The sequence below is a fragment of the Bradyrhizobium sp. WSM1253 genome, assembly GCF_000244935.1.
Taxonomy (GTDB): Bacteria; Pseudomonadota; Alphaproteobacteria; order Rhizobiales; family Xanthobacteraceae; genus Bradyrhizobium; species Bradyrhizobium canariense.
The window spans coordinates 153,424-166,009 of record NZ_JH600073.1 but is presented as its reverse complement, the minus strand read 5'-3'; the positions used below and the strand labels follow the sequence as shown (position 1 = coordinate 166,009).

The window sequence follows — 12,586 nt, the reverse complement described above, 5'->3', positions numbered from 1 at the left end:
GACGAAGCGGGCAAGCTGAGGCTGTTCTGCGACGGCGGCCAGGGAGCAACGCTGCGGCCGTCGTGGCCTAGCTGTGAAGTTGCGCGTTGAGGCCCTCCCAATTTGGCGTACGTTTGGTTGCCTCGATCGCACCGCTCTGGGAATTACGACGAAACAGAAGGCCCTTCTGGCCTGATAGTTCTCTGGCTTTCAGGATTCGGCCATCTTCCAGAAGGATGCGCGCGCCCGCCGTGACATAACAGCCGGCTTCGACGATACAATCGTCACCCAATGAAATGCCGATGCCGGCGTTGGCTCCGATCAGGCAGCGCTCACCAACTGTGACCCTCTCTTTCCCTCCTCCGGACAGAGTGCCCATGATCGATGCTCCGCCGCCAACGTCGCTGCCGCTTCCCACAACCACACCGGCGCTAATGCGGCCCTCGACCATGCAGGGGCCGAGCGTACCGGCGTTGAAATTGCAAAAGCCCTCATGCATGACGGTTGTGCCCGGCGCCAGGTAGGCTCCGAGCCTTACACGGTCCGCATCTGCAATTCTCACGTCCGCAGGCGTCACATAATCCGTCATGCGCGGAAACTTATCGATGCCTGCCACCTCAAACGCGAGGGCACGCTTTCGCGCCACCATTCGCGCTTCCGGGACACGAGAGCATTCACAGGGACCGAGTGTCGTCCAGGCAACGTTGGGCAAAAGACCGAAAATTCCTTCAAGATTCAGGCAATGGGGCTGGACGAGCCGGTGGCTCAGGAGATGAAGTCGAAGATACGCGTCGTGCACATCAGTCGGCGCAGATGCAAGAGAGTGAATTTCTGTACGAATGGAAACGATCTCGACATCGCGGATATCATCGTGTCGCGCATATCCGTCCGCCGATGCACCCAACGATCTGACGATCTCGTCGCTCGTCAGCCGTACCGTCACGGCCTTGTCGGCCGCCACAACCAGGCGCAGCCGAGGAAACCAGGAATCCAGCACGCGACCATCAGCGCCAACCGTCGCAAATCCCTCACCACTCGCGCCCCTCAGCTCCATCGTCATTTGAATGTCTCACACTATGATCCCAGACGCAGTGCATACGCGATCCCGGCGAAATGGCAACTTCTGGTGGCTCAAAGGCGATCGCCCGGATTTGGCGAGCCAGACGCGGCTGCGCGAACTGCGACTTCTACTTCGTTCCATCGCCGGCTACACTCCTCTCCCTGCAATCAAAATCGATCCGCAATGACCTCACCCTTCGTTCCCCAGATCGCCCTCTACCGCAACTGGCTCGCCGAGCAGCGCGGCCTCACCTTCGCGACCTACGAAGACATGCGGCAATGGTCGGTGCGCGATCTCGACGGCTTCTGGCACAGCATCTGGGACTATTACGATCTGCAATCGCCAACACCGTTTGCGGCCGTGATCACCGAGCGCAAGATGCCCGGCGCGATCTGGTTTCCTGGCGCCCAGGTCAACTATGCCCGGCAGGTGTTCCGCCATGTGGATGCGGCTGACGCCGCCGGCCTGCCCGCGATCGTCAGTTCCGGCGAGGACGGCAGGCTTTGCGAGACGAGCTGGCCGGAGCTGCGGCGCAAGGCGGCCGCGCTCGCGCTGCATCTGAAAGCAAAAGGCATCAAGCCCGGCGACCGCGTCGCCGCCTATCTGCCCAACATCCCCGAGACCATCATCGCATTCCTGGCGAGCGCCAGCATCGGCGCGGTCTGGAGCGTGTGCGCGCCCGATATGGCCGCGCCTGCCGTGATCGACCGCTTCAAGCAGATCGAACCCAAAGTGCTGATTGCCTGCGACGCCGTCACCTATGCCGGCCGCCGGCACGATCGCAAAGACGTCCTCACCGAGCTGCGGCAATCGCTGCCGACGGTCGAGCACGTCATCCTGCACAGCGAGGCCGCCGCGCCCGCAGCGCCGGTCGCCCTGCTGTCCGAAATTGTCGCAACAACCGGCGCGGAGATCGACGCATTCGAGCCGGTCTGGCTGCCGTTCGATCATCCGCTCTGGATCGTCTATTCCAGCGGCACCACCGGCCTGCCGAAGCCGATCGTGCACGGCCATGGCGGCATCGTCATCGTGGTGCTGGCGCTGCTGGGATTGCACAACGATCTCGGCTGCTCATACCACGAGAACTCGTTCGGCGAGCGCTATCACTGGTACTCTTCGACCGGCTGGATCATGTGGAACTCGCAAGTCGGCGGCCTGCTCAGCGGCACCACCTGCTGCATCTTCGACGGCAGCCCCGGCGGCGCCAGGGACAAGCCGGACTGGACCACACTGTGGCGCTTCGTCGCGCAGTCGAAAGCGACCTTCTTCGGTGCGGGCGCCGCGTTCTTCGCCAACTGCGTCAAGGCCGAGATCGATCTCGCCGCCGCCGGTGATCTCTCACAGCTTCGATGTCTCGGCTCGACCGGCTCTCCGCTGAGCGCCGACACGCAAGCGTGGTTCAACGACCGCTTCGCGGCGCTCTCGAAAGCCAACGGCAGCAAGGCGCAGGCCGATATCTGGTGGGCCAACATCTCCGGCGGCACGGATTTCGCCGGCGCCTTCATTGGCGGAAATCGCGAACTGCCGCAGACGCCGGGCGCGATGCAGTGCCGTCTGCTGGGTGCTGCCGTGGAAGCCTTCGACGAACAGGGCCGCGCCGTCATCGGCGAGGTCGGCGAACTCGTCTGCACCGAGCCGATGCCGTCGATGCCGCTCTATTTCTGGAACGACAAGGGCGATACGCGCTATCGGGCGAGCTATTTCGAGACCTATCCGGACAATTTCGACGGCAGCGGCCGCGGGCCGGTGTGGCGGCATGGCGACTGGCTCAAGGTCGACCCTGACGGCTCCTGCATCATCTATGGCCGCAGCGATGCCACCATCAACCGGCATGGCCTGCGCATGGGCACGAGCGAACTCTATTCCGCGATCGAGGCCCTGCCCGAGGTGCTGGATTCCCTCGTCGTCGATCTCGAATATCTCGGCCGTGACAGCTACATGCCGCTGTTCGTGGTGCTGCGCGAAGGCGTCGCCTTCGACGGCGCAATGCAGGCGAAGATCAACAAGGCGATCGAGGCCGGCCTCTCGCGCCGTTTCCTGCCCAACGAGATTCTTGCGGTCGCCGAAATTCCGCGCACGCTCTCGGGCAAGAAGCAGGAACTGCCGATCAAGAAGCTGCTGCTCGGCCAGCCCGTCGAGAAGGTCATCAACCGGGAGGCGATGGCCAATCCCGCCTGCCTCGACTGGTATCTCGCCTTCGCACGCGACTATGTGGCGCGGACCGAGACTTGAGGGGGAGATCGCCCCAATTGCGCCGATGCCGTTTGGACTCCGTTCACCGATCGCCGCTAGAGCAGGATGGATCTTCCGCAACGAACGCGCGCCATGGCCGACCTCAACGCCGTCCTCACCAGGCTCAACGACCGTTTGCTCCGCCTCGAGGGCGAGCTGTTCGTGCTGCGCTCGCTGGCCCGCGCGACGCTGACGGCGGGCGATGACCACGCGGCGCGAATGCGCAAGCTGGTCGAGGCCGCAAAGGTCGCGCTCGACGACGAGGCCACGCGCCCCCTCGACAAGCCGACGCGCAAATATGTCGATGCGGCGACCGCGCTGGTAGAGGAATTGCTGGTCGAGCCGACCTCGGCGCGGCCGTTGTTCACCGTCATCGACGGCGGCCGGCGCGACTGAGCGTCAAACTGGCCGGCCGTCATTCGTCGCTGCGATATCGCCCGACTTGAGCCGGCTGAGGCCGGCTTCGATGATCGCGATCTCCTCGTCGATCTGGCCGATCGGCAGGCTGAAATCGTAGCCGGACCTGCTCTTCAGATCGACCGCAAGCCGCTGTCTGTGCATCATCAGTTCGTCGAGGCCGCGCCGGTTCTTCAGCCGGACATAGACGTCGACGATCTGCTCAATCGCGCTCGGCATGAAATAGGTCCCGGCGAAAAAGCCCGCACGGCGCACCCACGCCGGCGGGACAATCTCGGTGTCGCGGTACGCAATACAAATCCGCGACGGATTCGTCGATACGCCAAGCTGGTTGAGATCATGTTACCGTCAGATGATTTCGTGATGGCCGAGCACGAAAAAGCCGCTGGCAATTACGCCAGCGGCCAAATCCGGGTTCGAAAACGGATGCGGGTTGAAATGTCGCCAGCCCCGGTGGGTCCACGTTCTACCGGCAAATCCTGGATCACTCTGCTAAAAACGAAACACAGGAACCGGCCTATCTCCACTTGCCGCCCGACCGTGGTGGCGCGGCCACGCTAGTCCGAAACGCAAAAATATTTGCGCGGCAGCCTACGGTAGGCGCTGTAGCGGTAATGCGGCCGGTACGCGTAGCCGCGATAGAGTGCCGGCGGCTCCTGGCCGTAATAGGCGCCGTGATCAAAATTGATGACCGGCCCTTCCGCGCAGCGATAGGTGTCCCAGGTCGGGCCGATGAACGGTGCCACCCCAACCTCGGGCGGAACCGCCGGATAGGGTGGTCCGCCAGCGCGCGCCGCAACGGTTACGACCGGGGCCGCGAGAAGGACAAACCACGCGCTCCGCATGCGTTCGCTCCGAGCCGATGCCATGCGCGCATGGAAGCACCGGACCGGCCGACGCCGCAATCGCGGAGTTGATCGCGCACCCCTCGCCCGGTGCATTGTTGATAACCGGCGCAAACCCGGCGCGGGTGGTGACAGGACCTCCGGACGTGTTATCGGGAGATGACGCAGTTGCGAGACGGATCGGACACCCATGCGCATTACCCTCGTCGGCTCCCGCCATTTCGGCGTGACCACCCTGAACATGCTCCGGGAGCACGGTGTCTCGATCGTGCGGGTCGTGGTGGCCGACGCCGAGGATCGTCTCGCCGCGACAGCGAAGGCGGCAGGCATCGGGGTCGTGGTCCAAGCCAACCCCAAACTGGTGGTGGCCTCCGAGATCGCCCCCGACACCGATCTGATCGTCACCGCGCACAGCCACGCCCGGATCGGCAAGGACGCGCTCGAGGCCGCGAAGCTGGGCGGGATCGGCTATCATCCCTCGCTGCTGCCGCGTCACCGCGGCAAGGCGGCCGTGGAATGGACCATCAAGGAAGGCGATCCGATCGCCGGCGGCACGATCTATCACCTCGCCGACCGCATGGACGCCGGCGCCATCGCGGCCCAGGAGTGGTGCTTCGTCAAGAAGGGCGAGACGGCGCGGGAGCTATGGGAGCGCGCGCTGGCCCCGCTCGGGCTCAAATTGCTGGCCGACGTGATCGATTACGCCAAGGTCCACAAGGCGCTGCCGTCCAAGACTCAGGACGAGCAGTTCGCGACCTCGGCGCCAAGTCTTTCCTAAAGCCCCTTTCCTAAGCCCCTTTCCTGAGTCGCTGTCCTGACGTTTACCCTTAACGTGAGGGCTCGTTGATTCTGCTTCGAAAATTGCAGCCGGAAACCCAAATAAACCATTGTTCCCACAGGAACAATTTTCGATTTGGCACCGCACCAAATTTCCGTCACATTTGGCCCGAATAAGGGTCAGCATATCAGACAAATTCAAGGACGGATTTTATGCGTTTTGCTCGCATTGCGGCGTTCTGTGCCGCTTCAGTTTTCACCCTCGCCGCGCCCGCTTTCGCCCAGACTCCCTATGACGGCAACTGGCAGGTCACCATCGTGACCAAGAGCGGTTCCTGTGAGCCGACTGCAAGCTCCTTGCTGACGGTTGCCGACGGCAAGATCACCGCGCCGGGCGCTAACGTTTCCGGCACCATCGGCAGCGGGGGACTTGTGAAAGTTTCGATCAATGGTGCATATGCCAACGGTCAACTCAGCGGCAACGCCGGATCGGGGAAGTGGAATGGAGCATCTGCAGGCATACCGTGCAGCGGGCGGTGGGAAGCATCGCGCCAATAGAAAAATCGTGACGAACGGTCTGGGCCGGCGGTTGCTGATCGCGGCCGCCGTTATGTTTGCGGCCGGAATTGCCAACTCCGAGAGCAAGGCCCAGTCCGGCCCGTTCGCCCCGCTGGCCGGCAGCTGGAGCGGCTCAGGCACGGTCACTCTGGATGACGGCTCGACCGAGCGGATCCGCTGCCGGGCCAAATACGCTCCGATCGGACCGACTATGGAGTTGTCGCTGACCTGCGCCAGCGACGCCTACAAGTTCAACCTCGGCGCCAACGTCAGGGCTGAAGGCAGCGCCATCGCGGGCAGCTGGTCCGAGGCCAGCCGCAATATCAGCGGCTCCCTTTCCGGCCGCGGCGCCGGCGGAAACTATGAGCTGCTCGCCTCCACCGCCGGCTTCAACGCCAACATCTCGCTCAAGACATCCGGCAACAAGCAGAACGTCACGATGCGCGCCGACAGCCAGTTCCGCGGCGCCAACATCTCGCTCTCGCGCTAAGCCGATACGAGTAGATTGACAATCGACCCGGCGATCTCGCCGGGTCGATTTTTTATGTGCCCGGCACGAACGCCGTGACCTCGATCTCGACCTTGGCCCGGTCGTCCACGAGACCGCCGATGTAGAGCAAGGTCGAGGGCGGGAAATTGCGCCCCAGCGTTTCCTTCCAGGCCGTGCCGATGCCGGCCCCGGCTGCCTCATATTCGCTGCGGCTGGTCAGGTACCAGGTCAGACGAACGATATGCTCGGGGCCGGCGCCGGCCTCGCCCAGGAGCTTGATGATCCGCTTCAACGCGGTCCCGACCTGCGCTGCCATGTCAGGCGCGTAATTGCCGGTCTCGTCGCCGCCGGTCTGCCCGGCCAGCATCACCCAGCGGCCCGGTCCGTCGACCACGACACCATGGGAAAAGCCGCGCGGTTTTTTCCACTCGGCCGGCTGCAAGATGTCCATGAGCGAATATCTCCCGATTGTTCTCGTTGTTCACTGATGCCTTAGCACGCCGCCATGCATCGCTGCACCGGCAGATTTGGCCGTTGCAAATGGCGACGATGTCGCTGATACCGGCTCTCCCTCAGGACCCTCGCCTCCCACACCTGCGCCGATGAACACGACACCGTCCAAAACGATGGCTGCCCTGTGGATGGCCGGCTGGCTTTCGCTGATGCTGGTCATGGCGGTCGCTGGGCGCGAGACCACGCGCGAGCTGAACGTCTTCGAGATTATGGAAGTGCGCTCGGTGATCGGGTTCACGCTTCTGCTGCCGATCATCTACCGGGCCGGTGGCTTCAAGGCGGTCGCGACCAAACGCCTGCCCCAGCACCTCGCACGCAACGGGGTCCATTATTTCGCACAGCTCGGCTGGTTCTACGCACTGACGCTGATCGGGATCGGCCAGGTCGTCGCGATCGAATTCACCATGCCGATCTGGACGGCGCTGCTGGCCGCAACATTCCTGTCCGAGCGCATGACCGTCTGGAAGGTATCCGCGATCGTACTCGGCATCGTCGGCGTGGTCATGATCGTGCGGCCCGCCACCGGCGAGATCAATCCGGGCCAGCTGATCGCACTGGGAGCCGCGATCGGCTTCAGCATTTCCATGATATTGGCGAAATCGCTGACCCGGACCGAAAGCGCATTATCGATCCTGTTCTGGATGATCGTCGTGCAGATGGTCGTGGGCCTGCTTCCGACGCTCTATGTCTGGACCTGGCCGTCAACCTCCCTGTGGGGTTGGCTGTTCGTCATCGGGGTCTGCGGCACATTCTCGCACTATTGCCTCGCCAGCGCGCTCCGGTACGCGGATGCGACCATTGTGGTGCCGATGGACTTTCTGCGGGTTCCACTCACGGCGACCGTCGGTTGGCTGCTCTATTCCGAGCGGCTCGATGCCTGGACCGTGCTCGGCGCGGCGCTGATCCTCTGCGGCAATCTCCTGAATTTGAAGCCGGCTTCGCCGGTTCCTGTCCGCGCGCGCTGAACCTCCCGACGCCTCGTGCGACAAAACCAAGTGGCCGTGTGATTTGGATCACGTTGGAGGGGCTTTCCATCGTGCACATTCTGCCACACAGCAGCGGGTTGAACGCGACGAACTGCCGTTTGGTGGTGCCAAGTCTTGGTGGCGCCAAGTCGGGCAATTCGTGTAAGTTCGTTGCCAATTTGTTGCTGCCTGCAATTCGATTCTGTTGGGGATTTCAGATGCGCACTCTCACCCTCCTCGCGTCGCTGATGTGCATGGCACTGTCGGTCAGTGCCGCGAAGGCCGACCGCCGTGTGGCTTTCGTCGTCGGCAACGGCACCTACAAGAACGTCGCACAATTGCCGAACCCGCCGATCGACGCCAAGGCGATGGCGGCAACGCTGCGCAATGTCGGCTTCGAGGTGATCGAAGGTTCGAACCTCTCGCGCGATCAGATGACGGAGAAGCTGCTGGACTTCGGCCGCAAGGCGCAGGGCTCCGATGTCGCAGTGTTCTATTATGCCGGTCACGGCATCGCGGTCGGCGGCTCCAACTATCTTCTGCCTGTCGATGCCGACATCAAGTCGGAGATGGACGTCAAGCTCGGTGCTGCCATCAACATCGATCTGACGCTCGAGCAGACCATGGGCGACGCCAAGGTCAAGCTGGTCTTCCTTGACGCCTGCCGCGACAATCCGTTCGCCGCCAAGATCAAGTCGAACTCCGCGACCCGCAGCGTCAACGTGCAGAGCGGTCTTGCCGAGATGAAGTCCGGCGAAGGCACGCTAATCGCGTTCGCCACCGGCCCGGGCCAGACCGCGCTCGACGGCCAGGAGGGCAACAACAGCCCGTTCACCCGTGCGCTGATCGACAACATCACCAAGCCCGGTGTCGAGATCCAGCAGGCGATGACGTCGGTCCGCGCCCAGGTCAACGAGGAGACCCACAAGGGTCAGCTGCCCTGGGGCCACACCAATTTGACCGGCGCGGTCTATCTCAACCAGGCTCCGACGACCCAGGTCGCCAATGCCGCACCGACGGCTGCTGGCAGCGCGCCAATGGCGACCGGCGGCAGCTCGGACGGCATCGAGCTCGAATACTGGCGCTCGGTGAAGGAGAGCAACAAGCCGGAAGAGCTCAACGCCTACCTCTCCGCCTACCCCAACGGTCAGTTCAAGGCGCTGGCGCTGGCACGCCTCGCGGCCATCAAGAGCGGCCCCTCGACCGCGACGCGTACCCTCACCGCTGGCGTCGATCCCGCGACCTTCACCGATGAGGCCACCCAGCTTACCGAGGACCAGATCGGCCTCGACAAGAACCTGCGCCGCGACGTTCAGCGTCGCCTCGGCGGGCTCGGCTTCGACAACAAACAGACAGGCGTGTTCAGCGAGGAGACCCGGTCGGTGCTCAAGCGGTGGCAGGCGGCGCGCGGCTATCCCGCGTCGGGTTACCTGAACAAACTCCAGCACAAGGCTCTGCTTTCGGAGGTTGTGGCCGGCCCGCCGACCGCGAGCGACAACAGCCAGAAGGCAGCCCGCCGGGCCGCCGCCCCCGCGGCCAGCAGCGCGCCCGCACCGGCTCCCCATCGCAGCAGCGGCGGCGATCCTGCCGGAGCAGCCTTCGTCGGCGGTGTCGTCGGCGGCATGATGGGCGGCATGTTCCGCCGCTGAGGCGACGCCAATCGCAGATACAAAAGCCCGGCTCGCGCCGGGCTTTTTCGTTGCGAGTCCCTCAGCCTTTGGTGCCTACTTCCCCGCGGCCTTTCGCAGGGCCTCGTTGATGCGGTCCTGCCAGCCGGGACCGCCGGCCTGGAAATGCTCCAGCACGTCCTGGTCGATGCGCAGCGTGACCTGCTCCTTGACCCCCGGCGCCACGTTCTGTTTTGGCGGTGCTGCGGCGATCTTCGCCGTCACCTTCTTGAACGCCGCCTCGGCCTCCGTCCTGGCGTCGCCCAACGTCCGCGGCCGCCTCGGTGGTTGATCCGCCATGTCCTAGATTCCTTCAAACAGAGCCGTCGAAAGATACCGCTCGGAGAAGGACGGCACTATAGCCAGGATGGTCTTTCCCGCAGCTTCCGGCCGCCTGCCGATCTCGAGGGCCGCGGCGATCGCGGCGCCCGACGAGATGCCGCCCGGAATGCCCTCATGCCGCGCCAGCGCCCGCGAGGTCTCGATCGCCGTCGTCGAGTTGATCTTCACGATCTCGTCGATCACCGAGCGGTCGAGGATGTCAGGGACGAAGCCCGCACCGATGCCCTGGATCTTGTGTGGCGTGTGCTGGCCGCCCGACAGCACCGGGCTCTCCTCCGGCTCGACCGCGATCACGCGCAGCGAGGGCCTGCGCGGCTTCAGCACCTGGCCGACGCCGGTGATGGTGCCGCCGGTGCCGACGCCGGCGACGAAGAAGTCGATGTTGCCGCCGGTGTCGTTCCAGATCTCCTCCGCGGTGGTGCGGCGGTGCACCTCGGGATTGGCGAGATTCTTGAACTGCTGCGGCATCACCGAATTCGGCGTCGTCTTCAACAGCTCTTCGGCTGTCGCAATCGCGCCCTTCATGCCTTGCGCGGCGGGTGTCAGCACCAGTTCCGCGCCCAGAAAGGCCAGCATCTTGCGCCGTTCGATCGACATCGACTCCGGCATGACCAGCTTGAGCCTATAACCGCGCGACGCCGCGACGAAGGCCAGCGCGATTCCGGTATTGCCGGAGGTGGGTTCGATCAGCACGGTGTCGGGCTTGACGATGCCGGCCTTCTCCATCGCGATGATCATGGCCGCGCCGATGCGATCCTTCACGCTTGCGGCGGGATTGAAATATTCAAGCTTTGCCAAAATGGTCGCGTTCACGCCGTGCATGGCCGGTAACTGGCGCAAGCGCACGATCGGCGTGTCGCCAAAAGCATCGACGATCGAGTCATAGATCCGGCCGCGGCCGGGTTGGTGCGCTGCACCCGTGGTGGACGATGCGTCCATGATGAACTCCCTGTGGCGACGATTTGTGCTTCTGTTGCAGCTCTTGCGCAGTTAGAGACAGCCTGCGGCGACACGCAAGCGACATTGCGGCACATGTTAAGTACGCTGCATCGCAAAATCACGTGAGCAGTAATTATCAGAAAACCAGCGCATTTGTGTTGCGACCTCGTCAACTGATTCTGCTTATGTTAGACTTAGGTCTCAAAGCAGAGAGGTCACCACGATGTCAGCAGTCGCTGAAGTGTTGTCGACCGTCGCATCGAACCGCGCTCCGCGGTGCAGTGAGTTGCCCACCTGTCCCGTCTGCGCCGACTCCATGGTCGCCGCCGAAGGTTCTGCGTATGTGTCGGAACACCTGATCAGCTATCTCTGGACCTGCGACAATTGCGGCTACGGCTTCGTGACCAAGCACGCCGTCAAGCAGCGCATTCTCTGCAACTGACGTTTCCTCTGCATCCGACCTTGCGCAATTGACCTAGCGCGGGGCGATATCGCCCCTCGCCCAGTCATCGCGCGTACGCCGATAGAACTCCTCGAACGTGCCCTGTGCGACCGCGTCCCTGATGCCCTGCATCAGGAACTGGTAGTAAGCGATATTGATCTCGGACAGCAGCATCGCGCCCAGCGTCTCGCCCGCCTTGACGAGATGATGCAAATAGGCGCGCACGTAGCTGCGCGCCGACGGCCAGGAGCTCTCTTCGTCGAGCGGACGGGGATCGTCGGCGTGGCGCGCGTTGCGCAAATTCACCTGGCCAAAGCGTGTGAAGGCAACGCCATGACGGCCATTGCGCGTCGGCATCACGCAATCAAACATGTCGATGCCGCGCTTGACTGCCTCGAGGATGTCGTCGGGTGTGCCGACGCCCATCAAATAGCGCGGCCGCTCTTTCGGCAGCAGCGGCGCTGTCTCGTCGATCATCGCCAGCATCACGGCCTGCGGCTCGCCGACGGCGAGACCGCCAATGGCATAACCATGGAAACCGATCTCGACGAGGCCTTGGGCGCTGGCATGACGAAGCTGGGGTATGTCGCCGCCCTGCACGATGCCGAACAGCATGTAGCCCTCGGGCGCGCTCTCGAAGGCGCGCTTGCTTCGCTCGGCCCAGCGCAGCGACAATTGCATCGCGCGGTCGATGTCGGCGCGCTCGGCGGGCAGTCGCACGCATTCGTCCATCTGCATGGCGATGTCGGAGCCGAGCAAACGCTGCACCTCGATCGAGCGCTCCGGCGACAGCTCGACCTTGGCGCCGTCGATATGCGAACGGAAGGTCACGGCCTGCTCGCTGACCTTGCGCAGATCCGCCAGCGACATCACCTGGAAGCCGCCGGAATCCGTCAGCATCGGCCCGTTCCAGCCGGTGAATGTCTGCAGGCCACCAAGTGCCGCGATCCGCTCGGCACCGGGACGCAGCATCAGATGATAAGTGTTGCCGAGCACGATGTCGGCACCGGCCTCACGCACCTCGCGCCAGTGCATGCCCTTCATCGCGCCAGCGGTACCGACCGGCATGAAGGCGGGCGTGCGCACCACGCCGTGCGGCGTAGTCAGGCGCCCGGTGCGCGCGGCGCCATCGGTGGCGAGCAGTTCGAAATGATTGGGCAGACCGGTGTCAGGACGATTCATGACGGTGCTTATTGCGTGTCGGAGCAGGCCGATCAACCCGCCCAGGCGATGCCTCGGCCAGCTTATGCATCAGACTGGGACAACGGACACCAATATTGGGGACACGGAATTGTGCGGCGGCGGCGCTTGTTAAACAAAACGATACAGTGTAGTTTTACCCTGGGGGCTGGACGAGCTG

General features: G+C 63.6%; 15 protein-coding genes. 8 read left to right on the top strand and 7 right to left on the bottom strand.

The genetic code is table 11. From position 1 onward, the window contains the following. Nucleotides 1–67: 67 nt before the first annotated feature. Nucleotides 68–1,039, bottom strand: a complete 972-nt coding sequence (dapD, locus tag BRA1253DRAFT_RS02630) for a 2,3,4,5-tetrahydropyridine-2,6-dicarboxylate N-succinyltransferase (protein ID WP_007590771.1) — start codon at nt 1,037–1,039, stop codon at nt 68–70. A gap of 183 nt (nt 1,040–1,222) precedes the next feature. Between dapD and BRA1253DRAFT_RS02625 the strand changes: the two genes are divergently transcribed. Both BRA1253DRAFT_RS02625 and BRA1253DRAFT_RS02620 read left to right on the top strand, forming a co-directional pair. Then, nucleotides 1,223–3,271 carry an acetoacetate--CoA ligase gene (locus BRA1253DRAFT_RS02625; RefSeq protein WP_007590766.1) on the top strand — a complete coding sequence of 683 codons (2,049 nt, stop codon included), beginning with the start codon at nt 1,223–1,225 and terminating at the stop codon, nt 3,269–3,271. Between the two features lie 93 nt (nt 3,272–3,364). Further along, nucleotides 3,365–3,667 carry a hypothetical protein gene (locus BRA1253DRAFT_RS02620; protein ID WP_007590765.1) on the top strand — a complete coding sequence of 101 codons (303 nt, stop codon included), beginning with the start codon at nt 3,365–3,367 and terminating at the stop codon, nt 3,665–3,667. A gap of 3 nt (nt 3,668–3,670) precedes the next feature. Here the strand turns inward: BRA1253DRAFT_RS02620 and BRA1253DRAFT_RS02615 are convergent, their stop codons facing one another. Continuing rightward, the gene (locus BRA1253DRAFT_RS02615) at nt 3,671–3,907 is read right to left on the bottom strand and encodes a hypothetical protein (protein WP_007590764.1); all 237 of its coding nucleotides are present in this window, start codon (nt 3,905–3,907) and stop codon (nt 3,671–3,673) included. A 338-nt stretch (nt 3,908–4,245) separates the two neighbouring features. Beyond that, a complete protein-coding gene (locus BRA1253DRAFT_RS02610) occupies nt 4,246–4,533 on the bottom strand; it encodes a hypothetical protein (protein WP_007590763.1) in 288 nt (95 codons plus the stop codon). 190 nt (nt 4,534–4,723) lie between these two features. Between BRA1253DRAFT_RS02610 and BRA1253DRAFT_RS02605 the strand changes: the two genes are divergently transcribed. The 3 genes from BRA1253DRAFT_RS02605 (at nt 4,724) to BRA1253DRAFT_RS02600 (ending at nt 6,358) form a co-directional block, all read left to right on the top strand. Continuing rightward, a complete protein-coding gene (locus BRA1253DRAFT_RS02605; RefSeq protein WP_007590762.1) occupies nt 4,724–5,311 on the top strand; it encodes a formyltransferase family protein in 588 nt (195 codons plus the stop codon). 212 nt (nt 5,312–5,523) lie between these two features. Beyond that, entirely contained in the window at nt 5,524–5,868 is a 345-nt protein-coding gene (locus BRA1253DRAFT_RS41045; protein ID WP_007590760.1) for a hypothetical protein, read from the top strand. Beyond that, on the top strand, nt 5,813–6,358 hold the full coding sequence (locus BRA1253DRAFT_RS02600) for a hypothetical protein (RefSeq protein ID WP_007590758.1): 546 nt from the start codon (nt 5,813–5,815) through the stop codon (nt 6,356–6,358). The genes BRA1253DRAFT_RS41045 and BRA1253DRAFT_RS02600 overlap by 56 nt, the downstream gene beginning before the upstream one ends. A gap of 52 nt (nt 6,359–6,410) precedes the next feature. On the opposite strand, the gene BRA1253DRAFT_RS02595 is transcribed toward BRA1253DRAFT_RS02600, so the two are convergent. Then, complete coding sequence (locus BRA1253DRAFT_RS02595) at nt 6,411–6,809, bottom strand: RidA family protein (RefSeq protein WP_007590756.1); 399 nt, start codon at nt 6,807–6,809, stop codon at nt 6,411–6,413. 151 nt (nt 6,810–6,960) lie between these two features. Here BRA1253DRAFT_RS02595 and BRA1253DRAFT_RS02590 point away from each other — a divergent pair, with 151 nt between their 5' ends. Further along, nucleotides 6,961–7,836 (top strand): DMT family transporter, encoded by an 876-nt coding sequence (locus BRA1253DRAFT_RS02590; protein ID WP_007590753.1) that lies wholly within the window; start codon nt 6,961–6,963, stop codon nt 7,834–7,836. 218 nt (nt 7,837–8,054) lie between these two features. Beyond that, nucleotides 8,055–9,485: a caspase family protein gene (locus BRA1253DRAFT_RS02585; RefSeq protein WP_007590751.1), complete on the top strand. Its 1,431-nt coding sequence runs from the start codon at nt 8,055–8,057 to the stop codon at nt 9,483–9,485. A 75-nt stretch (nt 9,486–9,560) separates the two neighbouring features. Here BRA1253DRAFT_RS02585 and BRA1253DRAFT_RS02580 read toward each other — a convergent pair whose 3' ends face one another. Together BRA1253DRAFT_RS02580 and cysK are read right to left on the bottom strand one after the other, a co-directional pair. Then, a complete protein-coding gene (locus tag BRA1253DRAFT_RS02580; protein ID WP_007590749.1) occupies nt 9,561–9,803 on the bottom strand; it encodes a BrnA antitoxin family protein in 243 nt (80 codons plus the stop codon). A 3-nt stretch (nt 9,804–9,806) separates the two neighbouring features. Beyond that, nucleotides 9,807–10,784 carry a cysteine synthase A gene (gene cysK / locus BRA1253DRAFT_RS02575; RefSeq protein ID WP_007590747.1) on the bottom strand — a complete coding sequence of 326 codons (978 nt, stop codon included), beginning with the start codon at nt 10,782–10,784 and terminating at the stop codon, nt 9,807–9,809. A gap of 223 nt (nt 10,785–11,007) precedes the next feature. On the opposite strand from cysK, the gene BRA1253DRAFT_RS02570 reads away from it, so the two are divergent. Next, nucleotides 11,008–11,226, top strand: coding sequence for a hypothetical protein (locus tag BRA1253DRAFT_RS02570; protein WP_007590746.1), 219 nt, complete (start codon nt 11,008–11,010; stop codon nt 11,224–11,226). Nucleotides 11,227–11,259: 33 nt separating this feature from the next. Here BRA1253DRAFT_RS02570 and tgt read toward each other — a convergent pair whose 3' ends face one another. Beyond that, nucleotides 11,260–12,408 (bottom strand): tRNA guanosine(34) transglycosylase Tgt, encoded by a 1,149-nt coding sequence (gene tgt / locus BRA1253DRAFT_RS02565; RefSeq protein WP_007590745.1) that lies wholly within the window; start codon nt 12,406–12,408, stop codon nt 11,260–11,262. Between the last annotated feature and the right edge of the window lie 178 nt (nt 12,409–12,586).

Excerpts from the sequence above, each read along its gene's own strand:
- dapD (WP_007590771.1), bottom strand. The coding sequence starts at position 1,039 with ATGACGATGGAGCTGAGGGGCGCGAGTGGTGAGGGATTTGCGACGGTT.
- BRA1253DRAFT_RS02625 (WP_007590766.1), top strand. The coding sequence starts at position 1,223 with ATGACCTCACCCTTCGTTCCCCAGATCGCCCTCTACCGCAACTGGCTC.
- BRA1253DRAFT_RS02620 (WP_007590765.1), top strand. The coding sequence starts at position 3,365 with ATGGCCGACCTCAACGCCGTCCTCACCAGGCTCAACGACCGTTTGCTC.
- BRA1253DRAFT_RS02615 (WP_007590764.1), bottom strand. The coding sequence starts at position 3,907 with ATGCCGAGCGCGATTGAGCAGATCGTCGACGTCTATGTCCGGCTGAAG.
- BRA1253DRAFT_RS02610 (WP_007590763.1), bottom strand. The coding sequence starts at position 4,533 with ATGCGGAGCGCGTGGTTTGTCCTTCTCGCGGCCCCGGTCGTAACCGTT.
- BRA1253DRAFT_RS02605 (WP_007590762.1), top strand. The coding sequence starts at position 4,724 with ATGCGCATTACCCTCGTCGGCTCCCGCCATTTCGGCGTGACCACCCTG.
- BRA1253DRAFT_RS41045 (WP_007590760.1), top strand. The coding sequence starts at position 5,524 with ATGCGTTTTGCTCGCATTGCGGCGTTCTGTGCCGCTTCAGTTTTCACC.
- BRA1253DRAFT_RS02600 (WP_007590758.1), top strand. The coding sequence starts at position 5,813 with ATGGAGCATCTGCAGGCATACCGTGCAGCGGGCGGTGGGAAGCATCGC.
- BRA1253DRAFT_RS02595 (WP_007590756.1), bottom strand. The coding sequence starts at position 6,809 with ATGGACATCTTGCAGCCGGCCGAGTGGAAAAAACCGCGCGGCTTTTCC.
- BRA1253DRAFT_RS02590 (WP_007590753.1), top strand. The coding sequence starts at position 6,961 with ATGAACACGACACCGTCCAAAACGATGGCTGCCCTGTGGATGGCCGGC.
- BRA1253DRAFT_RS02585 (WP_007590751.1), top strand. The coding sequence starts at position 8,055 with ATGCGCACTCTCACCCTCCTCGCGTCGCTGATGTGCATGGCACTGTCG.
- BRA1253DRAFT_RS02580 (WP_007590749.1), bottom strand. The coding sequence starts at position 9,803 with ATGGCGGATCAACCACCGAGGCGGCCGCGGACGTTGGGCGACGCCAGG.
- cysK (WP_007590747.1), bottom strand. The coding sequence starts at position 10,784 with ATGGACGCATCGTCCACCACGGGTGCAGCGCACCAACCCGGCCGCGGC.
- BRA1253DRAFT_RS02570 (WP_007590746.1), top strand. The coding sequence starts at position 11,008 with ATGTCAGCAGTCGCTGAAGTGTTGTCGACCGTCGCATCGAACCGCGCT.
- tgt (WP_007590745.1), bottom strand. The coding sequence starts at position 12,408 with ATGAATCGTCCTGACACCGGTCTGCCCAATCATTTCGAACTGCTCGCC.